Annotated in this window: 23 protein-coding genes and 1 pseudogene; 6 read left to right on the plus strand and 18 right to left on the minus strand. The window is 63.8% G+C overall.

The window, feature by feature from the left end; genetic code table 11:
* Window positions 1-6 precede the first annotated feature (6 nt).
* From AC07VH_RS09175 to AC07VH_RS09205, 7 genes are all read right to left on the minus strand, one after another.
* The gene (locus AC07VH_RS09175; protein ID WP_494787275.1) at window positions 7-1,470 is read right to left on the minus strand and encodes an ATP-binding protein; all 1,464 of its coding nucleotides are present in this window, start codon (window positions 1,468-1,470) and stop codon (window positions 7-9) included.
* Window positions 1,471-1,484: 14 nt separating this feature from the next.
* Window positions 1,485-2,324 carry an HDOD domain-containing protein gene (locus AC07VH_RS09180; RefSeq protein WP_494787276.1) on the minus strand — a complete coding sequence of 280 codons (840 nt, stop codon included), beginning with the start codon at window positions 2,322-2,324 and terminating at the stop codon, window positions 1,485-1,487.
* Window positions 2,321-2,653, minus strand: a complete 333-nt coding sequence (locus AC07VH_RS09185; protein ID WP_494787277.1) for a hypothetical protein — start codon at window positions 2,651-2,653, stop codon at window positions 2,321-2,323. The genes AC07VH_RS09180 and AC07VH_RS09185 overlap by 4 nt, the downstream gene beginning before the upstream one ends.
* Before the next feature lie 8 nt (window positions 2,654-2,661).
* Complete coding sequence (locus AC07VH_RS09190) at window positions 2,662-3,525, minus strand: response regulator (protein WP_475415273.1); 864 nt, start codon at window positions 3,523-3,525, stop codon at window positions 2,662-2,664.
* 136 nt (window positions 3,526-3,661) lie between these two features.
* Window positions 3,662-4,120: a hypothetical protein gene (locus AC07VH_RS09195; protein ID WP_475415272.1), complete on the minus strand. Its 459-nt coding sequence runs from the start codon at window positions 4,118-4,120 to the stop codon at window positions 3,662-3,664.
* Window positions 4,121-4,207: 87 nt separating this feature from the next.
* On the minus strand, window positions 4,208-5,461 hold the full coding sequence (locus AC07VH_RS09200) for a DEAD/DEAH box helicase (protein ID WP_494787278.1): 1,254 nt from the start codon (window positions 5,459-5,461) through the stop codon (window positions 4,208-4,210).
* Window positions 5,462-5,540: 79 nt separating this feature from the next.
* Window positions 5,541-6,599 carry an Lnb N-terminal periplasmic domain-containing protein gene (locus AC07VH_RS09205; protein WP_494787279.1) on the minus strand — a complete coding sequence of 353 codons (1,059 nt, stop codon included), beginning with the start codon at window positions 6,597-6,599 and terminating at the stop codon, window positions 5,541-5,543.
* A gap of 184 nt (window positions 6,600-6,783) precedes the next feature.
* Between AC07VH_RS09205 and AC07VH_RS09210 the strand changes: the two genes are divergently transcribed.
* Both AC07VH_RS09210 and AC07VH_RS09215 read left to right on the plus strand, forming a co-directional pair.
* Window positions 6,784-7,488 (plus strand): hypothetical protein, encoded by a 705-nt coding sequence (locus AC07VH_RS09210; RefSeq protein WP_494787280.1) that lies wholly within the window; start codon window positions 6,784-6,786, stop codon window positions 7,486-7,488.
* 7 nt (window positions 7,489-7,495) lie between these two features.
* Window positions 7,496-7,885 (plus strand): glyoxalase superfamily protein, encoded by a 390-nt coding sequence (locus AC07VH_RS09215; protein WP_475415268.1) that lies wholly within the window; start codon window positions 7,496-7,498, stop codon window positions 7,883-7,885.
* Window positions 7,886-7,887: 2 nt separating this feature from the next.
* On the opposite strand, the gene AC07VH_RS09220 is transcribed toward AC07VH_RS09215, so the two are convergent.
* A complete protein-coding gene (locus AC07VH_RS09220) occupies window positions 7,888-9,057 on the minus strand; it encodes a mandelate racemase/muconate lactonizing enzyme family protein (RefSeq protein WP_494787281.1) in 1,170 nt (389 codons plus the stop codon).
* Window positions 9,058-9,161: 104 nt separating this feature from the next.
* Here AC07VH_RS09220 and AC07VH_RS09225 point away from each other — a divergent pair, with 104 nt between their 5' ends.
* Together AC07VH_RS09225 and motA are read left to right on the plus strand one after the other, a co-directional pair.
* Window positions 9,162-10,121: a LysR family transcriptional regulator gene (locus AC07VH_RS09225; RefSeq protein ID WP_489630387.1), complete on the plus strand. Its 960-nt coding sequence runs from the start codon at window positions 9,162-9,164 to the stop codon at window positions 10,119-10,121.
* 3 nt (window positions 10,122-10,124) lie between these two features.
* On the plus strand, window positions 10,125-10,988 hold the full coding sequence (gene motA, locus AC07VH_RS09230; protein ID WP_077406831.1) for a flagellar motor stator protein MotA: 864 nt from the start codon (window positions 10,125-10,127) through the stop codon (window positions 10,986-10,988).
* 30 nt (window positions 10,989-11,018) lie between these two features.
* On the opposite strand, the gene AC07VH_RS09235 is transcribed toward motA, so the two are convergent.
* The 5 genes from AC07VH_RS09235 to AC07VH_RS09255 form a co-directional block, all read right to left on the minus strand.
* Window positions 11,019-12,485, minus strand: coding sequence for an aminotransferase-like domain-containing protein (locus AC07VH_RS09235; RefSeq protein WP_494787282.1), 1,467 nt, complete (start codon window positions 12,483-12,485; stop codon window positions 11,019-11,021).
* A gap of 9 nt (window positions 12,486-12,494) precedes the next feature.
* Window positions 12,495-13,079: a LysE family translocator gene (locus AC07VH_RS09240; RefSeq protein WP_494787283.1), complete on the minus strand. Its 585-nt coding sequence runs from the start codon at window positions 13,077-13,079 to the stop codon at window positions 12,495-12,497.
* A 267-nt stretch (window positions 13,080-13,346) separates the two neighbouring features.
* Window positions 13,347-13,658 (minus strand): hypothetical protein, encoded by a 312-nt coding sequence (locus tag AC07VH_RS09245; RefSeq protein ID WP_429237917.1) that lies wholly within the window; start codon window positions 13,656-13,658, stop codon window positions 13,347-13,349.
* A 96-nt stretch (window positions 13,659-13,754) separates the two neighbouring features.
* The gene (locus AC07VH_RS09250) at window positions 13,755-14,234 is read right to left on the minus strand and encodes a GNAT family N-acetyltransferase (protein WP_494787284.1); all 480 of its coding nucleotides are present in this window, start codon (window positions 14,232-14,234) and stop codon (window positions 13,755-13,757) included.
* Between the two features lie 181 nt (window positions 14,235-14,415).
* Window positions 14,416-15,411: a cupin domain-containing protein gene (locus AC07VH_RS09255; RefSeq protein WP_494804023.1), complete on the minus strand. Its 996-nt coding sequence runs from the start codon at window positions 15,409-15,411 to the stop codon at window positions 14,416-14,418.
* A gap of 59 nt (window positions 15,412-15,470) precedes the next feature.
* Here AC07VH_RS09255 and AC07VH_RS09260 point away from each other — a divergent pair, with 59 nt between their 5' ends.
* Window positions 15,471-16,724 carry an MFS transporter gene (locus AC07VH_RS09260; RefSeq protein WP_494787285.1) on the plus strand — a complete coding sequence of 418 codons (1,254 nt, stop codon included), beginning with the start codon at window positions 15,471-15,473 and terminating at the stop codon, window positions 16,722-16,724.
* Window positions 16,725-16,854: 130 nt separating this feature from the next.
* On the opposite strand, the pseudogene AC07VH_RS09265 reads toward AC07VH_RS09260, so the two are convergent.
* Both AC07VH_RS09265 and AC07VH_RS09270 read right to left on the minus strand, forming a co-directional pair.
* Window positions 16,855-18,501 (minus strand): annotated as a pseudogene (locus AC07VH_RS09265) (DUF4153 domain-containing protein); the annotation flags it as partial.
* 272 nt (window positions 18,502-18,773) lie between these two features.
* Window positions 18,774-19,211: a hypothetical protein gene (locus AC07VH_RS09270; protein ID WP_494787286.1), complete on the minus strand. Its 438-nt coding sequence runs from the start codon at window positions 19,209-19,211 to the stop codon at window positions 18,774-18,776.
* A gap of 81 nt (window positions 19,212-19,292) precedes the next feature.
* Here AC07VH_RS09270 and AC07VH_RS09275 point away from each other — a divergent pair, with 81 nt between their 5' ends.
* Window positions 19,293-19,676 carry a MerR family transcriptional regulator gene (locus tag AC07VH_RS09275; RefSeq protein WP_475415344.1) on the plus strand — a complete coding sequence of 128 codons (384 nt, stop codon included), beginning with the start codon at window positions 19,293-19,295 and terminating at the stop codon, window positions 19,674-19,676.
* Between the two features lie 110 nt (window positions 19,677-19,786).
* Here the strand turns inward: AC07VH_RS09275 and AC07VH_RS09280 are convergent, their stop codons facing one another.
* The 3 genes from AC07VH_RS09280 to AC07VH_RS09290 all read right to left on the minus strand — a co-directional run bounded on the left by AC07VH_RS09280 (window position 19,787) and on the right by AC07VH_RS09290 (window position 22,334).
* Window positions 19,787-20,425 (minus strand): choice-of-anchor C family protein, encoded by a 639-nt coding sequence (locus tag AC07VH_RS09280; RefSeq protein ID WP_494787287.1) that lies wholly within the window; start codon window positions 20,423-20,425, stop codon window positions 19,787-19,789.
* A 131-nt stretch (window positions 20,426-20,556) separates the two neighbouring features.
* Window positions 20,557-21,051, minus strand: a complete 495-nt coding sequence (gene rraA, locus AC07VH_RS09285; RefSeq protein WP_475415261.1) for a ribonuclease E activity regulator RraA — start codon at window positions 21,049-21,051, stop codon at window positions 20,557-20,559.
* A 32-nt stretch (window positions 21,052-21,083) separates the two neighbouring features.
* Window positions 21,084-22,334, minus strand: a complete 1,251-nt coding sequence (locus AC07VH_RS09290; protein WP_475415260.1) for an MFS transporter — start codon at window positions 22,332-22,334, stop codon at window positions 21,084-21,086.
* Window positions 22,335-22,409 lie beyond the last annotated feature (75 nt).

Consider the following 22,409-nt stretch of genomic DNA (forward strand, 5'->3'; position numbering starts at 1 on the left):
GTTCGGTCATGGTGCAACGGCCTGCGCCTGGCGCACGGGCAAGGTGATGCGGAAGGTGGTGCCGCGGCCGATGACGCTGCGCACGTCGATGCGGCCATGGTGTTTCTGCACCGTCGTGTAGGCCAGCGACAGGCCCAGCCCCGTGCCCTTGCCGACGGCCTTGGTGGTGAAGAATGGATCGAAGATGCGCGACAGGTGTTCGGGCGCGATGCCGCCGCCCGTGTCCTCGACCTCGATCCACACTTCCGTCGCGTTGTCGCTGCCCGTGCGCAGCGTGATGCGTCCGCGCGCCTCGCCCATGGCGTGGGCCGCGTTGACGACGAGGTTCATGATCACCTGGTTCAGCTCGGAAGGCTGGCATTCGATGTCGGGAATGTCGCCGTACTCGCGCACCACGTCGGCCTTGTACTTGACCTCGTTGTTCACGATGTTGAGCGTGGTATCGATGCCCTGGCGCAGGTCGGCCCAGACCCACTCCTGGTGCGCATCCGTGCGCGAAAAATCCTTCAGGTCCTGCACGATGCGGCGTACGCGCGCAATGCCTTCCTTCGACTCGCCCATCAGCATGGGAATGTCGGTGCGCAGGAAGTCCAGGTCGATCTGTTCGCGCAGCGCGCGCAGGCGCGCCGCCACCACGGGGTCGGCGACGGCCGGTTCGGCGTCCTCGTAGGCGTCGAGCATGCTGAACAGGTCATCCAGATAGCCTTCCAGGGTGCCGACGTTGGAAAACACATAGCCGATGGGATTATTGATCTCGTGCGCCACGCCGGCGGCCAGCTGGCCGATCGACGCCAGTTTTTCCGACTGCAGCAGCTTTTGCTGGGCCAGCGACAGCTTGCTGTTCAATTCCGTCAGGGCCAGGTTGCGTTCGCGCAGCTCGAGATCGGCGATCTGGCGCTGGCGGATGTCGTCGGCCAGGCGCTCGTTCATTTCGGCCAGCTGGGCCGTGCGCTTGGCCACCAGGTGTTCCAGGTTGTCGTGCGCCTTGCGCAGCGCCAGTTCCGCCAGGCGCCGTTCGCTCACGTCGCGCAGGGTTTCGATGGCGCCCACCAGACGCCCCTGGCGGTCGCGCAGGGGCGCCGCCGTGAAATGCAGCCAATGGCCGTCGGGCCCGATATCGGCAAAGAAATCTTCGGCCTCAAAGGCGCCGGGGATCACGGGAGAACGCTTGAGCTTGCCAAGGTAGAGGTCATTTTCACCGAGCGCGATATCGTCGGCCACCAGCAGGTCGGCCAGGCAGGCGCGCGGCTGCGGATAGAACGCCTTCCAGTGGTCGCGCGTGCCGACCATCTCGGCGGCCGTAAAGCCCAGCAGCTGCTCGCAGGCGCTGTTCCAGTGCGTCACCACGTGGTCCGTGTCGATGGCGAAGGTGGCCACGGGATGGCCGTCGAAAAACGCCGACAGCGCGATGGTGTCGCCCTGGCGGCGTTCCGGCGTGGCGGGCAGCGCCTGCCCTGCGTCTGTGTCCATGGCCTTTGTCCTGTTCATGCCAGCATGATCCGCGACATTTCATCGAAGGTGTGTTCCGTTTGCGCCAGCAGCGCCAGCCAGGCCTGCTCGTCCAGGGCGATGCTGCGCCAGCCCGCCGGCGACAGCGGCGGCACCAGCGCATCGTCGACGCCGGCCAGGTCGAGCGCCAGGGCGACGGCATTGGCCATGTGCACGGCCAGCGGCAAGCCGCCCGTTTCCAGCCGTTCGATGACATGGTGGTCAGCCACCGCCTGCTGTATCGTCTCGGGAAACTTCCAGTAGGCGGCCAGGGCGCTGCCCACCTGCGCGTGATCGATGCCGATGACGGCCAGTTCCGCCTCGGCCATCTGGCAGTCGTGCGCCTGCCGGTGGCTGCGCACGAGCGCGTGCTCGGCCGGGAAGCGCGTCACCAGCACCAGGGTGCCCAGGTCGTGCAGCAGGCCGGCCGTGAATGCCGTTTCGGGATTGACCCGCAGGTGCGGCGCCAGCAGGCGCGCGGCGATGGCCGTGGCCAGCGAGTGGCGCCAGAACGCCTGGAAATCGAAGCCGCCGCTGACGGGCGCGAAGCTGCCCGTCAGGGCGCAGGCCGTGACGACGGTGCGGATGCTGTGAAAGCCCAGCACGGAAACGGCTTGCGGAATGCTGGTGACCTTCGATTGCATGCCGTAGAACGAGGAATTGGCGATGCGCAGGGTCTTCGCCGCCAGCCCCTGGTCCAGCTCGATCTTTTGCGCCAGCACGTGCACGTCCGTGTCGTCCTGGTCCATGCTCGACAGCAGTTCCAGCACCACCACCGGCAGCGAGGGCAGCTCCTGTATCTGGCGGATGATGTGTTCAAAACTGAGCCGTGTCATGCCCCGCTCCCTTGCCGGTAGCGCCGCAGCAGCGCCAGCAGTTCCGCCCCGGCGGAATCGGGCGGCGTGGCGCGGAACAGCACGGCCAGCCGTTCCAGGCGGCGAGCCCGCTCCTGCTCGGCATACGCCTGCGCGGCGGGGTCGGGCTCCTCTGCCATGACGACGTGGCAGCGCTCCACGTTACGCCTGCGCAAGGCCGTCAGGTTCGCCGCCGTCAGGGTGGCGCCCTGAGCCAGCAGCACGGCGCCGCTGGCGTCGCTCAGCGCCAGCGCCAGCACCATGCCTTCCTGCGCCTGCTCGATGGAAATCTCGCGTCCGCTCTCACTCACGCTTCCACTCATGTATCCGCTCCATGACGGCTCAATGTGACCAGGCTGCCGCGCGAGCGCGAATGCAGGCCCATGGGATGAACGGCGACGGCATACGGCTGGCCGTCGATGGCGGCCAGGCGGGGCGCGCCCTGCCCGTCGAACAGCTGCGGCAAGACGACCGCCGCCTCGTTGCCCAGCAGGGCCGCGCCCCGCTCGAACAGGCTGGCCGCCGCCGCGTTGATGAAGGCGATCATGCCGTCCTCATCGAGCCCGATCACGGGCAAGGGTAAGAATTGCAGCAATTCGCGCGCGATGCCCAGGCTGACCTCGTCGCGGCTGATCTGGTGCTGCTGCTGGCGCACCAGCGCCTGCATGGCGGCATTGGCTGCCGCCAGCGCCTGGTTGGCGTCGCGCAGCTGCGCATTCAGGCGCACATTGTCGTCATCGATGCCCTTCAGGCGGAACGCTTCGGCGATATGCTCGCGCAGCTGATGGTCTTCCCAGGGCTTGGTGAGGAACTTGAAGATGGCGCCCTCGTTGACGGCGTCCGTGACGGCCTGCAATTCGGTATAGCCCGACAGCATGATGCGGATGGTTTGCGGGCACAGCAGCTTGGCCTTGCGCAGGAAGTCGGCGCCCAGCATGCCGGGCATGCGCTGGTCCGACACGATCACGTCAACGGCATGGCTGGCCAGCACGTCCAGCCCTTCCTGGCCGCTGCCGGCCGTCAGGATGTGGTAGGCATCGCGCCGCAGCAGGCGCTTGAGGGAGGCGAGGATATTCGGCTCGTCATCGACCAGCAGCAAGGTGCGCGGCGGCGCAGCCCGCTGCCCGGCATCCGCCGTCAGCACCGCGCTACCCGGCACACCTTGCTCGTCGTGCACATCCATCGGACCATCCTCTCATCGCCACGGCGATATCGGAGCTTGCCTGGAGGGGGAATCTGCCGCGCAAGCCAGTCTTGCGAGTCTTGCGCGGCAGCCAGCCTGCGTTGAAATTATACGACTAAATATTCCTTCATTGCACTTATCCGCGCCGTGCCGGACACGGCGTGTCGCGGTAGAACACAAAGCCGCCCAGGCCGATGGCCCGGGTGTCGGCTTTCACGCCATATACCAGCGTATTCTTGTCCGCCTCGATGCGCAGCAGATTCTGGTGCTGCACGATTTGCGCGTGGGACAGCTCCAGCGAGGGCGTCGGCGCCAATGCCAGACGCAATTCGGACGTGGCCGCGTCATACGTCCAGCGGCCCGGGTTATAGAAGGCGAAGCCGCCGTCGAAACGCAGGCTGCCATCCTTGAACTGGGTCAGGCAAATGCCGGGAAATTCGCTGGGCGGGTTGTACCAGGTGGCGGCCACGGCCGCATCGGCCGGTGTCTTGCCCGGCATCTGCATGCCGGTGCTGCCGCTGTTGCCGCCCATGCCGGCGCAACCGGCCAGCGCCAGCGCGCCGGCCAAAGCGCCCGCGCGTTTGATGAATGTCATGTGCATTCCCGTCCCCTTGCTTTATAGAAACACAATCTTAGTCCGGGAAACGTGGCCGTTCAAGCGGCTAGCGCACATAAGGCGAATTTAATTACCTGCGGCCGCCTTGGCAGCCGCTTCGCGCAATTTGTCCTTCTTGCTCTTGCGCGCGCCCTTCACGCCGCCGTTCACCGCATCGGTAACGGGGTTCGCGGGCGCGGGCAGTTCCGTCGGCTCGAAACCGGCCACCACTTCGCGCACGATGCGCAAGTCGTTGCGGTTTTCGATCAGGCGGAAATGCGCTTCCGTGTCGGCCGTGACGAAACTGATGGCCGTGCCGCTTTCGCCCGCGCGGCCCGTGCGGCCGATGCGGTGCGTGTAGTCGACGGCTGAGCGGGGCAAGTCGTAGTTGACGACGGCGGGCAGGCCGGCGATGTCGATGCCGCGCGCGGCCACGTCGGTGGCCACCAGCACCTGCAGCCGGCACGCCTTGAAGTCGGCCAGCAGCTGGCTGCGCGTGCCCTGGCTGAATTCGCCGTGGAAGGCGCCCACGTGCAGGCCCGCGCGCTGCAGCTTGTCGGCCACGTGTTCGGCCGCATATTTAGTGGCGACGAACACCAGCACGCGCTCCCACTGCTGCTGCAGGATCAGGTAGCGCAGCAGCTGCGTGCGGCGCGGCACGTCGACCGTGATGGCGCGCTGCACGATGTCGGGCTTGTCCTGCGGTTCGGACGCCACTTCGATGCGCACGGGGTCCGTGAGCAGGCTGTCGGCCAGCGCCTGCACGCTGTCGGGGAAGGTGGCGGAAAAGAACAGGTTTTGCCGTTGTTTGGGCAGCAGCGCCAGGATGGCGTTGATTTCTTCGCTGAAACCCATGTCGAGCAGACGGTCCGCCTCGTCGAGCACGAACAGCGACACGCCGCCCAGCTTCACGGCATTTTGCCGCACCAGGTCGAGCAAACGGCCCGGCGTGGCGACGACGATATCGGCGCCGCCGCGCAAGTCCATCATCTGCGGATTGATCGACACACCGCCGAACAGCACGGAAATCTTCAGTTTGACGGGCAACGGCTTGGCCAGCGCGTGCACCGTCTGCCCCACCTGCGCCGCCAGCTCACGCGTGGGCACGAGGATCAGCGCGCGCGCATGGCGCGGGCCGGAAGCGGGCGCCATCAAGGCCTGCAGCAGCGGCAGCGCATAGGCGGCCGTCTTGCCGGAACCCGTCTGCGCCGCGCCCAGCACGTCGCTACCGCGCAGGATGGCGGGAATGGCGGCCGCCTGGATGGCCGTCGGCGCGGCATAGCCGGCCTTGTCGACGGCGCGGACCAGGGCGGGAATCAGACCCAGGGAGGAAAATGGCATAGCGGGCCTTCTTTATTCGTAAAGTGAGACCGGCCGCAATGTGCGGCCGGTCGGAATAGCGACAGTATAAGGCAGGCGGCTACTGCCTGGGCATTTGCAGCGTCGGATGGCCCGCGTCATCATAGCCCGGCATGCCGCGCCGGATCGCGTGCGAAAAGTCTGCGTCGTCGTTGGCGGCCCGCGCACGCGCCGTGATGTGGCCCCCAATACGCAGCTGCTGGAAGCTCAGGCCGGGCACCAGGCCCTTGACGTCGAACAGATAGCGGTCGAGGTAGCCCGAGGCCATCAGCCGGTAATCGAGCGGCAGGCCCGGCACGATGCGGCGCACCATCTCGAAGACGATGGTGGTGCAGTTGGCCGTCAGCGTGTTGTAGAACTGCGGCTGCGCCTTCAGCGCCTGCGCCTCGTCCAGGTAGGCGAGGAACAGCGAACGCATGGCCGCCTTCGGCATCATCACGCGGTACAGATGCATGTCCTCGCCGCGCGCATTCGTGCGCACGCGCAGGATGTCGCGCTCGTCGGCGGCGATCAGGCTCATCTCGAAATGCTTGAAGAAGCCGCCGATGGCGGAAAAGCTCTCGCCCTTTTCCTTGCGGATCTCGATGGAAAACGTCAAAAAGCGGCCGTCGGCGAAGCCGAAGGAAATGAGGGTGTGCGCGATGTAGGGCCCCGTCCAGTACGACAGGGCCGTGTCCACCGTGCGCAATTCGTCGAGGTCGTAGCTGCGCTGCTCCCACTTGACCGTGTAGTCGTCATCGCTGCGCCAGTCGAAATTGCGCACATTGTCCAGCGTGACCATATTGCCCTTGACGGTGCCCGTCACATTGCGCGCCACGTCGTCGGCCCACACGCGCTGCTGCTTCGGCGTGATGAAACTCCACCACACGAGCAGCAGGATGAAACCGGCCGCATATGGCAGCAGCGCGCGCGCGTCGCCGCGCGTCCACCACAACGCGATGCTGGCCACGCCCAGCGCGGCCCACAGCAAGGCGCCGATGGCTTGCGCCGCCGTGCCGCCGGACAGCTGGTACCACAGCGCCAGCGCGCCCCACAGTGCGGTCAACAGGAGAATCAGGGAAACGGCCATTTTGCCGAAGGTGGCCAGCACGGAGCGGGCACGCAGTGATAAGAAAGTCATGCCCCGATTATACGGGCAAGCGCAGGAAGAGGTGCGTCCGGGCAAGTACAGCTGCAACAGGCCCTGGCCGCAAAATTATTTCTTGCCTGCCAATTTATTTCATGAGAGCATGTTGCAAAAATAAAATGTATAGACAAGGCATCCTGTCTCCGCAGCGCTGCCTTGCCGATTTCCGGAGACGCCTTTGCAAGCCCCTTCGCTGTACGCCCTCGCCGGCAGCCTCAATTCCCTGTTCATCGTCGTCAGCCTGTTCGGCCTGTGGTCGCAGCTGCAAAAAATCTGGCGGCGCAAGCGCGATGCCGGCATCGGTGCCGGCCAGACGACGGACATCCTGTCGATCAACCAGTTCACCGTCAGCTTCCTCGCGTATTGCGCCTTCTTCGTCTACGGCTATTCGATCACGCCGTTCAACCACTACATCGTCTGGCCCCGCCTGGTCGCCTCCTTGATCGCGCTGGCCATCCTGTATGAAATCGACCGCGACCGCCGCAGCCTGGCCTCGCGCCACGCGCTGCTGGCCTGCGCGCTGCTGCTGGGCGCGGGCGTGGCGGGCCTGGCCTTCGGCCCCACGTTCAGCGATGAAAAACGCGTGATCTCGCAAAGCCTGATCGTCGCCGTCACCGTGCTGCTGGCGCAGGGCTATGCGCACCAGATCCGCCTCATTTACCGGTCGGGCAGGACGGGCGCCGTGTCCCTGAAAATGAGCCAGTTCATCCTGGCGATGGATGTCAGCACCATCATCTTCGCCTGCGTCATGGGCCTGTCGACGGGCTGGCCCCTGCTGCTGCTCGCCAGCGTCAGCGCCACCACCAAGCTGATCATCATGTGGCTGTTCCGCTGGGAAAAGACCAGTTCCGCCGCACGCATGAAGCGCCAGGTGCCGGCCTGAGGCTAGAATGGCGGCATCGCCACCTGTCGAAAGCACCGCCATGCATGCCGCCATCCCCATCCTGCGCATCTTCTCGGAAGAAAAGGCGCGCGAGTTCTACCTCGGCTTCCTCGGCTTTACCCTGGACTGGGAACATCGCTTCGAGCCCACGGCGCCGCTGTACCTGCAGGTGACGCGGGGCGAGCTCGTGCTGCACCTGTCCGAGCACTACGGCGACGCCACGCCGGGGTCCGCGCTGCTGATCCCCGTCGACGACGTCGCCGCCCTGCATGCGGAACTGCAGGCCAGGGATTACCCGTACGCGCGGCCCGGCATCCGCGACGAGGACTGGGGCCGCATCCTGGAAGTGGCTGACCCGTTCGGCAACCGGCTGCGCTTCTGGCAGCGCAGCGAGTAAGGTCATTGCCCGCTCAGCGCCCGCATTTCCGCATACAGGTTCGCCTTGCCCTCGAAGCCGATGCCGACCAGGTCCGGCATGGTGATGTGGCCGTTTTCGACGCGCACGCCGTCGGGGAAGCCGCCGAACGGCTGAAATAAATCCGGATACGATTCATTGCCGCCCAGGCCCAGGCCCGCCGCGATATTCAAGGACATCTGGTGGCCGCCGTGCGGGATGCAGCGGCTGCGCGACCAGCCGTGCTGGTGCAGCATGTCCAGGGTGCGCAGGTATTCCACCAGGCCGTAGCTGAGGGCGCAGTCGAACTGCAGCCAGTCGCGGTCGGCGCGCATGCCGCCGTAGCGGATCAGGTTGCGCGCATCCTGCATGGAAAACAGGTTCTCGCCCGTCGCCATCGGCTTGTCGTAATAGCTGCGCAAGGTGGCCTGCAGCTCGAAGTCGAGCGGGTCGCCCGCCTCCTCGTACCAGAACAGGTCGTACTGGCGCAGCGCCTTGGCGTAGGCGATCGAGGTATCGAGGTCGAAGCGCCCGTTGGCATCCACGCACAGCTTCTGCCCATCCTGCAGCACCTCCATGATGGCGTCGATGCGGCGCAAGTCCTCGTCCAGCGAGGCGCCGCCGATCTTTTTCTTGACCACCGTGTAGCCGCGGTCGACATAGCTGCGCATCTCGTCCTGCAGGGCGGACAGGCTCTGGCCCGGGTAGTAATAGCCGCCCGCCGCATACACAAAGACTTTTTTGTCGGGCGCGCCAGTGCCGTGGCGCTCGGCCAGCAGCTGGAACAGCGGCTTGTTCTCGATCTTCGCCACGGCATCCCAGATGGCCATGTCGATGGTGCCGATGGCCACCGAGCGCTCGCCATGGCCGCCCGGCTTTTCATTGGTGTACATGCAATCCCACACCTTGTGCGGATCGAGGTTGCCGCCGTCGTCCGTGATCAGCGAAGCGGGCTCGGCGTCGAGGATGCGGGGGATGAAGCGCTCGCGCATCAGCATGCCCTGGCCGTAGCGGCCGTTCGAGTTGAAGCCGTAGCCGACGACGGGCTTACCGTCGCGCATCACATCCGTGACGACGGCCACCAGGCTCAAGGTCATCTTCGTGAAATCGATGTAGGCGTTGCGGATGGGGGAAGAAATGGGGATGGTCTTTTCGCGGATGTCGACGATTTTCATGCGGTTCTCCTGTGCTTGACGGGTGACGCCAGCTTACCCGCGATACAAAGCCCTATAATCGACTTCAATTTAAAGCATTATTCACTTGAAGTGAAAGATGAACCATGAAAACGGATGCCACCACGGAAATGGCCTTCTTTGTGCTGCTGGCCAAGCTGGGCAGCCTGTCGGCCACGGCGCGCGAGCTGGGCATCACGCCGCCCGCCGTCAGCAAGCGATTGGTGCTGATGGAGCAGCGCCTGGGCGTGCGGCTGCTCAACCGCAGCACGCGCCGCATCAGCCTGACGGGCGACGGCGAAAGCTATCTGCAGCAGGCGCGGCAAATCCTCGACGACATCCGCGCCATGGAAGACTCCCTGGCCAGCGGCAGCGCGGAACCGCGCGGGCTGCTGCGCGTGAACGCCACCCTGGGCTTCGGGCGCACGGTGATCGCGCCCCTGCTGTCGCAATTCGCGCTGCGCCACCCGCAGCTGGAAGTGCAGCTGCAGCTGACGGACAGCCCCATCAACCTGGTCGAGCAGGCGTATGACCTGGGCATCCGCTTCGGCGACCTGCCCGACACGCGGCTGTCGGCGCGGCGCATCATGTCGAACCGGCGCTTCCTGTGCGCCTCGCCCGCCTACCTGCAGGCGCACGGCACGCCGCGGACACCCGACGACCTGGCGCAGCACCGCTGCATCGTGCACCGGCAGAACGACGACGCCTACGGCATCTGGCGTTTGAGCCGTGGCCGCGCCACCCACACGGTGAAGGTGCGCGGCACGGTGGCCAGCAACGATGGCGACGTGGTGCTGGGCTGGGCCCTGGACGGCCACGGCATCCTGCTGCGCTCGGAATGGGACCTGGCCCGCTACCTCGACAGCGGCCGCCTGCGCGTGGTGCTGCCCGACTACACACTGGCGCCGGCCGACCTGTACGCCTATTACCCGAGCCGCCACCAGCTGCCCGCCAAAGTGCGCGCTTTTATCAATTTTCTCGGCCAGCAATTGCAGCCGGACTCGGCCACGGCGACGGAATCGGGTTACACTACAATATTGCGATATGGCAATATTATGAAGGAGTAGGTTTTGCTAGTCATACTCGGATTTCTCGTCGTGCTGTTTTCCGTCTTCGGCGGTTTCGCCATGCAGGGGGGGCACTTGGCAGCCCTGTTCCAGCCGCTGGAACTGCTGATGATCGGCGGCGCGGCGCTGGGCACCTTCTTTGTCGGCAACGACGCCAAGGCCATCCGCGCCACGTTCGCCGCCATTCCCACCCTGTTCCACGGTTCGCAATACACGAAGGCGCGCTACATGGAACTGATGGGGCTGATGTATGAAATCCTCAGCAAGATCCGCAAGGAAGGCCTGATGTCGGTCGAGGACGATATCGACGACCCCTACCGCAGCCCCATCTTCGTGAAATACCCGTACACGCTCGGCGACGAGCACATCCTGGAATTCATCACCGATTATCTGCGCCTGATGGTGTCGGGCAATATGGACGCCTACCAGATCGAAAACCTGATGGATAACGAGATCGAGACGCACCATGAAGATGCGGAAATGCCGATCCAGACGATTTCGCAGCTGGCCGACGCCATGCCCGCCTTCGGCATCGTGGCCGCCGTGATGGGCGTGGTGCACACGATGGCGTCCGTGGGCTTGCCGCCGGCCGAGCTGGGCGTGCTGATCGCACAGGCGCTGGTGGGCACCTTCATTGGCATCCTGCTGGCCTATGGCTTCATCGCCCCGCTGGCCAGCTTGCTGCGCCGCAAGCACCATGAAACGGCGAAGATGTACCAGTGCGTGAAAGTGACGTTGCTGGCCAGCCTGAACGGCTACGCCCCGGCGCTGGCCGTGGAATTCGGCCGCAAGGTCATTTCCGCCACGGAACGCCCCTCGTTCAGCGAACTGGAAAACCACGTGCGCCAGGTGCGCACGAAGAACTAGGCACGATGGCTGAGCCGCCCCGGCCGGTGCTCAGGACTTGCCTCCGATGCCGGCGGCGGCGCTGGCGCGGGCCAGGCTTGAGCGCGCGCCAGCCAGCGCGCGCAGGCGTTCTTCCAGGTAGGCGCTGACGCGCGGATGCTGGCTGAAGGCGACGTTGAAGCGGACGTGCCGGTCGGGCGTGTCGTTGGCCGAGAACGCCGCGCCGCGCATCAGCAGAATCTTGTTGCGGTAGGCATCCTGCACCAGCAAGTCCACGTCCAGCCCTTCGGGCATGCTGCCCCACAGGAAAATTCCCGCGTCGCCGGGCTGCTCGAACAGCACGCCGGCCGCGCTCAGTTGCCGCGTGCTGGCGTTGCGCGCCACCATGATCTTGCGTTGCAGCCGCTCCAGGTGCTTGCGCAGATTGCCGGCCTTGAGCACTTCCAGCAGCACGTATTCGTTCAGCGCAGGCAAGGTCATGATGGAATGGATCTTGGTGCGCATCAAGGGCTTGAGCAGGGCCGGCGCCGCGGCCAGGTAGCCCATGCGCAGGGCCGGGCTCAGCGCCTTGCACAGGCTGGAATAGTAGATCACGCCGTCCAGTCCCGACAGCGACGCCAGCCGCGTGCTGTGGCCCGGCTGGAAATGGCCGTGCACGTCGTCTTCGGCGATCAGGAAGCCGTACTGCTGCGCCATGATCAGCACCTTGTGCAGGTTGGCGGCGCTGCTGCTCCACCCGGTGGGATTGTGCAGCGCCGTCTGCATGAACAGCAGGCGCGGACGGTGCGCGCGGCAGGCCGCTTCCAGTTCGTCCAGGTCGAGGCCATCGGGACGGCGCCGGATGGGCACCAGGCGCACGCCGTCCTGGCGCAGCCTGCCGAACATCAGGAAGTATCCGGGGTCTTCCACCAGCACCGTATCGCCGGGCTGCAGGAAGGTGCGGCAGATCAGATCGATGGCATGGGTGCCGCCGAACGTGGTGAGGATGTGGCTGGCGTCAGCCGCGATGCCGATGCCGCGCAACAGCAGCGCGATCTGCTCGCGCAGTTCGGCCAGCCCTTGCGGCGGACAGCGCGAAGCCATGCCGGCCGCGCTGCGCGCCAGACCGCGTTGCACGGCGGCCGCCGGCAGCGCGTCCTGCAGCCAGGTGGGCGGCAAGGCGCCGCTGCTGGCCAGCAGCACGCCCGGCCGCTGGTCGTTCACTTGCTGGCTCAGCCAAACCGGCTCCTGCTCCTGGCCCGCTTCCAGCGCCACCTCGTCGGGAATGGCGCGGCTGGCGTCGGCCGGCGCGCAGACGAAGAAGCCCGCCGTGCCGTGCGTATCGATGACGCCTGCGGCCACCAGCCTGTCATACGCCACCACCACGGTGTTGGTGCTCACCGCGAGCTGCGTGGCGAGCTGGCGGATCGACGGCAGCCTGGTCCCGCCAGGCAGCACGCGCTGCGCGATCTGCTGGCGCAATGCGTCCTCGATCTGCTTGAAGAGGGCGATGGGGGAGGAGCGGTCGATGGCGAACATGGCGCAAGTCTAGCGTAAAAACGTCAGGGCGAGGACCAGCAGGATGGCGCCCATCGTCAGATTGAAGATGCGCTGGTTGCGCGGCGCCTTCAGCACGCTGCGGATCGAGATGCCGAACAGCGCCCACATGGCGTTGCACGGCGTGCCCACCACGGTGCCGGTCACGGACACCAGCAGCGCGCTGGCGAGCATGTTGCCGTGCGCAGGCATGAAGACCGACGCCATGGTGATCGCCTTGAGCCAGCTCTTCGGGTTCAGCGCCTGAAACAGCGCCGCCTGCGCAAACGACACGGCCTTCGGCGCGCTGCTTCCCGACACCGAGGCGCCGGCCAGCTTCCAGGCCAAAAACATCAGGTACAGCGCGCCCGCGATCCGCAGCAGCTGCTGCGCCATCGGGTACGCGACGAACACGCTGCCCAGCCCCACACACATGAGCATGGTCTGCACAAAGATGCCGACCTGGATGCCGAGGATGACAGGCAGCGCCCCCCGATAGCCGAAATTGGCGCCGGTGGTGGCCAGCATGACGTTGTTCGGCCCGGGCGTGGCGGACATTACAAAGCAATAGCTCATCAGGGGCAAGAGTTCGGTCATGGCAGGCAGTCGCAGCGTGGAGAAGGCCCCAGTCTAGAAGCGCGGCACGGCGGCGACAAGGCACAAGGCGGCGCGTACAGGCACATGCTGTATCAGCCGGACGACTGCTACAGCGGCGATACAGGCAGCCCTGCCCGGACAAACAGCTGGAAAGCTATGCTTCTGGCCGGTTGCGGCCGGCAGCGCCGAAGGGCATTGTCAATGTTGATAACGGATTTCAGCGTCCATCGCAGGCGCACAACGCAACTGGCGGATTGTCCATTGGGCTCAAGCGAGTCGAATTGTCATTTCGAAGGGGCTTCCACATTGGCTGGGATACCACCCCTTCATCAATGCCTGTCGAATAGCGTGTTCCACGACTGAGGGCGTAATAGCACGCGTAAAATTACCCAGCCAAATATCCGGACGTGCGATATCTGTTCTCACCAGAAGGGTGGTTCGGCCACCGCTTTCAGATTCAACTGCGAAAGACACATTCGTTTCCCCCATGGCCTGTGTATAGGCAGGCAGGCTGACGGACCATCGATATGGCAAAGAATCGACGGTAATCCGACGGCTTCCTTTTCTTGCAATGGACATGCTATTTCCTATGATTCGGTGGCAGCCTCTAGCAGGCTATCGTCGTTGGCAGATTTCGCCACAAAACGGAGGCTCATCTTTATGATAAATGGCGCTTTACATTTGATCCGAACACTTGCTGTCCATTTCGCATGGACGAATGTAATAATTGTCAAAGTCTCCTTCCTCGATCAACTTAAATCCGTGGCGTACATAGAAACGGTTTGAGTCGCTACCGCGCAGGGCCCCCACTCGAACCGGCAAACCAAGAGCGTTTGCCTCTTCGATAATACGAGCGAGAGCAACGGCTCCGATACCATTGCCCTGGTTGTTTGGATGAATATAGAGGTGGTCGAGAAGCATGGCCTTTGGTTGCTGTTTGAGAACAACAAAGCCGACCCGTTTGCCTTCTGTTTCAATATAGCGTGTATGCTCCGGCAAGAAGCCTGACAGAAACCTCTCTCTCGCTCGAACCGGATCGAATCTCCCCACCTGCATCAGGCTATCGCGCATCGCCTCAATGCGAAGTGCGACAAGTTCATCTGCGTCGCCTTCCTGCGTCGGTGTAAACGTTACAAACGGTCTTTTCAATTGCATATCAAAAATAAACCTTACCTTGGAAGAAGATGGAGGAGGCTGCCGAACGCCGGCTTCTGGCCAGTTGCCACCGTTCCCCCTGGTGCTCGTTCAAGCGCGTTCTCGGCGGCCCCTTCGATAGTGGCGAGGTTTGAAAAGTGGCGCGCCCAATCAATATTTTGATCCCCGAAAGCTATTCTCCTCACAGCACTTCCCGATCGCGACCCGGCGGCCTGCCGATGACGCGCTTAAAAGCACGACTGAACGCGGCTTGAGATGTATAGCCAAGGCGTCGGGCAACGACGTCGATGGACACTCTTTCGTGAGTGAGCAATTGTTTAGCAAGACGCATCCGCAGTTCCGTGGCATACCGTAGGGGCGGCACACCGATGGTGGTTTGAAAGCGTCGTGCGAAGACAGAGCGAGAGACATGAGACTCCGCAGCCAACTGTGCAACTGTCCATTCCCGTCCAGGCTGGCGGTGCAGCGCCAATATGGCAAGAGCGAGGCGCGGATCACGCAATGCGGCGAGGAGACCGGAGGCGTTTTCACAACCGCATTCAATCCAGCCGCGCACGATCATTGCTGCCGCAACCTCTGCCAGTCGAGCCAGAATGCCTGCAAAGCCAATACGGCCGGCGCAGATTTCACGCTTCATTGAATCAAGCACAGGTAGTAACCCAGGATAACCTTGCGCTTGCGTGTCGGCCACCATGACGGTTGGCATCAGCTTGCCGATCCCCTGCATCCCGCCGAGATCGAATTCCATGCAACCGTAAAAAATAACGGCACTGGGCACGGGGTGCGTACTGGGACATGTGTCTACTCCGCTAACGGCTTCACCAAGGGGCGCGACATCGAACTTTCCGATGTCCTGAAATGCCATGCCCGCATCCGATAGGAGTTGGTGGCTCCGGCCGTGCGGCATGAACGCCGCGCTACCGGCGGACAGCTTATGCAACTCGCCATCATCCGTATATAGGTAGGCAGTGCCAATAGCCACGAAGTGGAAGTAGGCGTGGCTTGGCTTGTCTTCAAAGCCTATGCCGAAAGCTGGACCGGTCTGAATGCGGCGGTACTGGACTCCACGCAGGCGCATCCCCATCAACAGTTCACTGACGAGACTAGAGGACAGGAAAACTTGATTCTTCTTGGTCATTTTAGGTGTTTCGATCAAAACATCAAGACTTGTCATCATAGATCATCCTGGACTTTCCCTCTAGACTTTCGACTCTGATCGTTTTAGGAATGTTAAAGATGAACAATGATGTTTTGGGTAACGGGCAAACGCCCAACGCGAGCGATACGTCTGTTGTAGAGCCAGCGGCAGCAGCATGGATGGCAGTGTTTTCACTGGCAATGGGAGTTTTCGGCCTCCTGACGGCGGAGTACCTGCCAGCCAGCCTATTGACCCCGATGGCCTTCGATCTTGGTGTGTCGGAGGCGCTAGCTGGTCAGGCAGTGACGGTGACGGCCGTCGTGGCCATGGTCGCTGGGCTTTCAGTGCCGCGCCTGACGCGTAGTTTTGACCGACGTGTCGTCTTGTTGGCTTTCACAGTGCTGATGATCGCGTCGAACTTGTTGGTGGCGTTATCGTCAAGCCTGACAGTATTGTTGGTGATGCGCATTCTGCTGGGCGTCGCGTTAGGCGGCTTTTGGAGCATGGCGGCAGCCGTGGCTATGCGACTGGTGCCAGCAAAGTCAGTGCCGCGAGCGCTATCCATAATATTCAGCGGTATCGCCATCGGGACGGTTGTTTCCGTACCGTTGGGCAGCTACTTGGGGGGGATATATGGCTGGCGCAGTGCATTTATAGCAGCCGCAGCTGTCGGAGGGCTAACACTTTTGTTTCAATTGTTCACACTGCCCCGTATGGCACCACGCACGATGATGCGCACCACGTCTGTACTGGCACTGCTCCGTCGCCCGGGGATCGGGATCGGGATGTTGGGCTGTGTACTGGCCCATACGGGGCAATACGCATTGTTCACCTATATTCGCCCCGCTCTTGAAAGCGTTGCCCATATTGATGTAAACAGTTTGTCTCTGATGCTCCTGGATTTTGGTGTCGCCAACTTCATTGGCACGCTGCTGGCCGGCTGGCTAATGGAACGTAGCCTGCATGCTACTTTAGTGAGTATGCCTGCGCTGGTGGGCTTGGCGGCATTCGGCATGATTTTACTGCCAGTCCAAGGAACCGGCCTGATACTTTTGGTGGCTCTCTGGGGCTTGGCGTTCGGCGGCGTGCCTGTCGCCTGGTCCAACTGGGTAGCTCGTGCTGTTCCAGATCAAGCGGAGACGGCTGGCGGCATGGTCGTCGCTGCGGTGCAATCTTCAATAGCTGCCGGCGCTGCATTGGGCGGCATTATGTTCGGGTTTGGTGGCGTCACAGGCGTTTTCATTATTGCTGGCGTTGTGATGCTGTTCGCTTCTCTCGTCATCGCTTTAAGAGTTCAAGTCGAACCGCCACAGGAAGACGCTACACTACCAGACACCGGCTCAACGATTTGAACAGTGTGTTGCGTTGACCGCTTAAATCCGCAGCCGATACCGGGCAACCTGAATGATTCAATGCACGAAGTTGCTGCCTTCGGAACCAGCAAGAGGCTTGGTCCGGTGCGCCAAGTCCTCTTACTGCCATTTACGGAGTCGGCACCGTCTCATCGGGGCAGCTGACCTCGTCCTCTGGCGTATACAAAGTCATCGGCACGCGCTGGCCGTCGACTTCCAGCTCGCGCACTTTCGGCGGCACCAGTTGGAATTCGCCCGCCTGCAGTTTTTCGCGCAGGGGCTTGCAGCGCAGGGCGTCCGTGGGGATTTGCCCGCGCGCGGTCCAGCTGCCGTCGTCCTTCTCCGCCAGCAAGACGGATGAGGCGCGCGGGTCATTGCTGATCAGCAGCACGTCCTGCTTGCCGTCGCCATCGAAATCGAGCAGGTAGGCGTCGCACTGGGGCCCTGCCCGCTTCAGGCAGGCGGGCAGGCGCCAGGCCGGGCTCACTTGCGTCCAGTCCTGGCGCAGGAAACTCTCCGGCAGCTTCGCCGTGGCCGGGCGCAGGGTCAGGTTGATCGACACGTCGCTCAGCGCGCCCGTCTCGTCGAGACGGTTCTGGCGCTTGAGCATGGCCTCGGCGCGCGCCCGCACGATGGCCGCGTCGGTGCCCGTCGTGCGCTTGCTCAATTCCTGCAAGGCTGCCTGGCCATAGCGGGCCCCCTGGAAGCGCAGGTATTCGAAATCGAACTTGTCCACGCCCACTTTACCGCTGTCCAGGCGCGCCATCTGGCTGGCCACGGAAATGCGCGCCGGGTCGGCCAGCGGCGAGAACAGGGCGAACAGCACCAGCAGGGTGACAAAGGCGGTGGCCACGTTGACGTTGGCGATCAGGTGCAGCCAGTCGCCATACTTGCTGGCCGCCCAGGCATAGCCGGCGGCGTAGCAGGTGGCGATCAACAGGCAGGCGGCAGCGATCAGGCGGTCCGACGTCCAGCCATGCGACATCACGCGCAGGGTCAGCGCATAGATGGCGATGCCGACCACCCACGGCAGCAGCAGGCAGGCCAGGCGCGTGCCCAGGCGGATGCCGCGCGCCACGCCATGGCCCACTTCGCCATTCTGGAAGGCGGCATTGATCAGCACCACCAGCACGCCGGCCATGCCCAGCAGCACGGACGCCGCATGGCGCGTGGCCCACAAACGCTCGAAGCCGATGAATGGCAGGGTCAGCAGGAAACCGGAGACGAGCACGGCGGCAATCGGCATCAGCCACGACAGCAGCACCAGCAGCAAGGTGCGGATGCCGCGCACGATGGACGGGCGCACGTCCGTGATGTGGATGGCGAACGAAAACGCGAAGCAGATGACGGGAATCACGAACCAGGCCTGGCCCAGCAGCTTTTTCAGGAAACTGAGCTTGATCAGCAGGAACAGCTGCCCGCCCAGCCACAGCACCAGCCACAGACCCAGCACGAACAGCAGGGAGAACAGCAGCTGGATGCCCAGCTTCCAGGCGATTTCAAAATAGGTGGGATAGCGCGCGATGCGCTGGCCATCCTGGGCGCTGGCCAGCACCAGGGCGTGGGCGATATACAAGCCCACCACGCAAAAACCGAACAGCTGGGCGGAAATCACGCGCAGCGGCGCGCCCGGCTTGTAATTACCCCAGATGACGTGTTCCGCGCCCCGCGCCACGTCGTGCCAGGCCAGCACGGCCAGCACGACGGCGGCGCCCGCCATCCACAGGCCGATGCGCTTCGCCGACATGTGGCCCAGGCTGGACACCAGCAGGATGGGCAGCAGCAGGCCGATCAGCATCAAGGGCGCCAGCAGGTAGGCTTCCGTCGCGGGCCACACCTTGTCTTGCGCCGTGCTGTACAGCCAGTACAGCAGCAAGCCTTGCAGCAGGCCCGTCACCAGGCGCGTCACCGCGATGCGCGGCGCCACCACCGGATCGAGCAACGCCATGTTTTTTCCTGCGGCATCCTGCTGCATAATCATTCCCTTAGAGTCGTTCATTGCAGTCATTGTTGCACTGCGAGCACGGCCATTATTGCATTTCGTTATCGTCATCTCAACAGCGATTCGTGCGCGCGCCCTTCCCGCCCGACTCCGGCGCGGTGCAAGGGCAGGCTTTGCGCGAGGCCCCAGGCCAGTTCCGGCACGAGGAACAGCCACAGCAGGGGCTGGCCCGTCTCCAGCAGCGCCCACGCCATCCAGGTGGAAAACAGGTAGCGGGCCGCCGCGTCATAGCGGCCGAAGCGCGGCTGCGGATCGAGCATGCGCAGCACCGACCAGACCATCACCACGCTGCCAAACAAGCTGCCGATGAGCACATGAAACGGTTCGAAGGCGGGCAACGGCACGCCGCCCAGCGTCACATTGAGGGCGCTCAAGTGCTCGCGCAGCAGCAAAAACGTCCACGGCGTGGTAAACGGGGCCGTCATGAGCACATCATAAATGGCGCTGGCGCGCACCACGCGGCGGAAGGCGGAAACGGACAACATGGGAACTCCTGTCTATGAAAAGCGCCCATGATCGAGCTTGGAGTACACTCCATGGTCAAGCATTTTATGAAAGAAAAAACCATGCAGATCGGCGAGATGGCGCAAGCGACGGGCTTGAGCCGCGATACCCTGCGCTTCTATGAAAAACGGGGCTTGCTGCGCGCGCGGCGCGGCGCGAATGGCTACCGCGATTATCCGCCCGAGGCGGCCGACTGGCTGCGCTACCTGCGCACGGCGCAGCAACTGGGCTTTACCCTGGCTGAAATCGAGGCCGACATGCCGCTGCTGGCGGCCGCCGGCGATCCCGCCACGGCGGACCTGCTGCGCGCGGCGCTGGCGCGCAAGCTGGGCGAAATCGATGCGCGCATCGATGGATTGACGCAGTTGCGCGGCGAACTGGTGCGGCGTATGGGGGCGGCAGCGGCAGCCTGTCCCTTGCGGGGAAATGCCGACGTCGTCCGCTAAATGACTGCCGTGGCTGCAGTTGCCGGGCGCGGCTTACGCGCACGGCCCCTGAAAAACAAAAACCGCCTGGGCATGGCCGCAGGCGGTTTTGACGTGGAGCAAAGCTGGAATTACTTGGCAGCCTTGCGGCGGCGCAGGAAACCCATCAGGCCCAGGCCGGCCAGCAGCATGGCGTAGGTTTCCGGTTCCGGCACGGCGCTCACGGACACGTTGTCGATGACGGCGCCCGAGTAGTTGTCGAACGGCGTGCCGGCCTTGGCGGCGCTGGCAAACGACAGGGTCGCCAGGCCCGTGGAAGCGGCCGTGAAGCTCAGGGTGTTGCTGTACAAGGTGTTCGAAGCGGCAGCCGTCGAGTAGAAATTGCCGGCCACGCCACCGAAATTGACGCTCACGCCCTGGCCAGCGGGGCCTCCCGGATTGCGCGCCATGTCAAAGCTCAGGTTATACGTCTGGCCGGCAACGACATTGAAATTTTGCGACAGGAAACCGGGACCTGGCGTACCAAGCAAATCGATGCTGTAGCCATCGATGGCGTTATACGCATTGCGGATCAGGTCGACTGAACTGGCGCCCACGGTCCAGCCCGTGATGGCCGACGAACCGCTGTTGACGACCTGGAAGCCACTGGAAAACGTGGAACCGGGCGCGACCGTCTCGAAATTGCCGTTCGTGATCAGGTTGACGGGGCTGGCGCTGGCGGTGCCTGCGGCAAACAGGGCGACAACTGCTGCGATGGTGGCGATTTTCATGAGCTGATTTCCTTGCCTTATTGACATTAAAGTTACCTTAAGTGAAATCATATCTCAGCCTTGATGAAAATCAAAGAACTTTGCAGAAACATATTGAATGTGGATAATTTGTAACGTTTTCAGGCGCGCCGTCAATCGAGTTGCTGCCGCGCCACCAGGACGCCGTCCGCATCGGCGTAGATCCAGTCGCCCGGATGCACGGCCACGCCGCTGAGCTGCACGCGCACGTCGCGCTGGCCCGCGCCCGTCTTGCCGCTCTTGCGCGGATGCGTGGCCAGGGCGCGCACGCCGATCTGGCAGACATTGATTTCCTCGCTGTCGCGGATGCAGCCATCGACGACGATGCCGGCCCAGCCGTTGCTTTCGGCCAACACGCCCAGCTGGCCGCCCACCAGCGCGCGGCGCAGGCTGCCTCCCCCATCGATCACCAGCACGCGGCCCTGGCCCGGCGTTTCCAGGGTGCTGCGCACGAGGGCATTGTCCTCGAACACTTGCAAGGTGGTGGCGGGACCGCTGAAACGCACGCGCTGGCCAAAGGCGCGGTACACGGGGGGCAACACGGCCAGGGTGCCCTCGTCGAGCATGGCCGCATAGTCGTCGCACAGGTCGGTGGTGGCAAAGTTCATGGGAACTCCTTTCGTGGCATATGGCAACGATTCTATGCCTTTTGCAGCGCGGCGGCACGCGTTTTGCCGCCCACGCCCACGGCCGTGGCAATCGCCAGCGCCTGGAACAGGCCGATGAACACGAACAGCAGGGCCGGATGGCCGCCATCCATCAGCGCGCCAAAGAACAGGGGGCCGACGGCCAGGCCGCTGTCGAGTCCCGAATACACGACGCCATACACGCGCCCGGTGGCATTCTTCGGCGCTGCCGCGCGTATCATCAAGTCGCGCGACGGTCCCGCCACGCCCGACGTCAGGCCGATGGCGCCCATCAGCACCACCGCGCCCCAGGCCGGCACGACGGCCATGGACAGCAGCACGGCCAGCAGGGCGGCGGCGGAAAAGGCGATCGCCACGTTGCGGTCCGGCTGCTTGCTGCGCGCGCCCACCACGCCGCCGGCCAGCATGCCCACGGCCGAGGCCAGCATATAGGCCGTGTAGGCGCTGGTGGCCAGCGCCAGGCTCATGCCGTACAGCTTGACGAGGGCCACGCTGGCAAAGCTCTGGATGCCGCCCAGGGCGATGGCGGTGATGAAAAAGAAGGCAAAGCACATCCACACGGCCGGCAGGCGCAGGAAGTCCAGGGTGCCTTCGCCGCCGGCGATCTGGCCTGGCGCCGCCTTCCTGACCGGCTCGGGACGGATGGCGTGGCGGTTCAGGAACAGGATCAGCAGCACGCCGAACGGCAGCACTGCCGCGCACTGCAGCGCGATTCGCCAATCGTAATGGGTGGCGACATAGGTCATGAACAGCGGGGCCAGGGCCCAGCCGATGTTGCCGCTGATGCCATGCACGGAAAAGCCGTAGGCCACGCGGGCCGCCGAGACGCGCTGGTTGAGGATGGTATAGTCGGCCGGATGGAACACGCTGTTGCCCATGCCGGCCAGCATGGCGCCCAGCATCAGCGCCGCATAGCTGTGCGCGGTGGACAGGGCCAGCGCCGACACGCCCAGCAGGAAAATACCGGAAAACAGCACGGCGCGGGCGCCGAAGCGGTCGACGACGAAGCCGGCCAGCGCCTGCCCCACGCCCGAGATGATGAAGAACACCGTCATCAGCAGGCCCAGTTCCGCATACGAGAGGCCGAATGCGGGTTTCAACCAGACGAACAGGGCCGCGAGGATCAGGTGGTAGAAGTGCGACACGCCATGCGCCAGCCCCACCAGGGCGATGACGCGCGCATCGCTGCGCAAGGTGGGCGGTGACGGCGGTGGCAAGTCCCTTGCCGAGTTGGTTGTTATCATGTCATACCCTGTCTTATACTGGTGAAGCTCAAGTGTATGCAAAATACCATCGTCTGTTTTCCGACAGAACGACAT

The organism is Janthinobacterium sp. GW821-FHT03C10 (assembly GCF_059420865.1).

What these genes read in the sequence shown, in the direction of transcription:
- AC07VH_RS09175 (WP_494787275.1), bottom strand. Translation starts at nt 1,470, where the DNA reads ATGGACACAGACGCAGGGCAGGCGCTGCCCGCCACGCCGGAACGCCGC.
- AC07VH_RS09180 (WP_494787276.1), bottom strand. Translation starts at nt 2,324, where the DNA reads ATGACACGGCTCAGTTTTGAACACATCATCCGCCAGATACAGGAGCTG.
- AC07VH_RS09190 (WP_475415273.1), bottom strand. Translation starts at nt 3,525, where the DNA reads ATGGATGTGCACGACGAGCAAGGTGTGCCGGGTAGCGCGGTGCTGACG.
- AC07VH_RS09195 (WP_475415272.1), bottom strand. Translation starts at nt 4,120, where the DNA reads ATGACATTCATCAAACGCGCGGGCGCTTTGGCCGGCGCGCTGGCGCTG.
- AC07VH_RS09200 (WP_494787278.1), bottom strand. Translation starts at nt 5,461, where the DNA reads ATGCCATTTTCCTCCCTGGGTCTGATTCCCGCCCTGGTCCGCGCCGTC.
- AC07VH_RS09205 (WP_494787279.1), bottom strand. Translation starts at nt 6,599, where the DNA reads ATGACTTTCTTATCACTGCGTGCCCGCTCCGTGCTGGCCACCTTCGGC.
- AC07VH_RS09215 (WP_475415268.1), top strand. Translation starts at nt 7,496, where the DNA reads ATGGCGGCATCGCCACCTGTCGAAAGCACCGCCATGCATGCCGCCATC.
- AC07VH_RS09220 (WP_494787281.1), bottom strand. Translation starts at nt 9,057, where the DNA reads ATGAAAATCGTCGACATCCGCGAAAAGACCATCCCCATTTCTTCCCCC.
- AC07VH_RS09225 (WP_489630387.1), top strand. Translation starts at nt 9,162, where the DNA reads ATGAAAACGGATGCCACCACGGAAATGGCCTTCTTTGTGCTGCTGGCC.
- AC07VH_RS09235 (WP_494787282.1), bottom strand. Translation starts at nt 12,485, where the DNA reads ATGTTCGCCATCGACCGCTCCTCCCCCATCGCCCTCTTCAAGCAGATC.
- AC07VH_RS09240 (WP_494787283.1), bottom strand. Translation starts at nt 13,079, where the DNA reads ATGACCGAACTCTTGCCCCTGATGAGCTATTGCTTTGTAATGTCCGCC.
- AC07VH_RS09245 (WP_429237917.1), bottom strand. Translation starts at nt 13,658, where the DNA reads ATGTCCATTGCAAGAAAAGGAAGCCGTCGGATTACCGTCGATTCTTTG.
- AC07VH_RS09250 (WP_494787284.1), bottom strand. Translation starts at nt 14,234, where the DNA reads ATGCAATTGAAAAGACCGTTTGTAACGTTTACACCGACGCAGGAAGGC.
- AC07VH_RS09255 (WP_494804023.1), bottom strand. Translation starts at nt 15,411, where the DNA reads ATGATGACAAGTCTTGATGTTTTGATCGAAACACCTAAAATGACCAAG.
- AC07VH_RS09260 (WP_494787285.1), top strand. Translation starts at nt 15,471, where the DNA reads ATGAACAATGATGTTTTGGGTAACGGGCAAACGCCCAACGCGAGCGAT.
- AC07VH_RS09270 (WP_494787286.1), bottom strand. Translation starts at nt 19,211, where the DNA reads ATGTTGTCCGTTTCCGCCTTCCGCCGCGTGGTGCGCGCCAGCGCCATT.
- AC07VH_RS09275 (WP_475415344.1), top strand. Translation starts at nt 19,293, where the DNA reads ATGCAGATCGGCGAGATGGCGCAAGCGACGGGCTTGAGCCGCGATACC.
- AC07VH_RS09280 (WP_494787287.1), bottom strand. Translation starts at nt 20,425, where the DNA reads ATGAAAATCGCCACCATCGCAGCAGTTGTCGCCCTGTTTGCCGCAGGC.
- rraA (WP_475415261.1), bottom strand. Translation starts at nt 21,051, where the DNA reads ATGAACTTTGCCACCACCGACCTGTGCGACGACTATGCGGCCATGCTC.
- AC07VH_RS09290 (WP_475415260.1), bottom strand. Translation starts at nt 22,334, where the DNA reads ATGATAACAACCAACTCGGCAAGGGACTTGCCACCGCCGTCACCGCCC.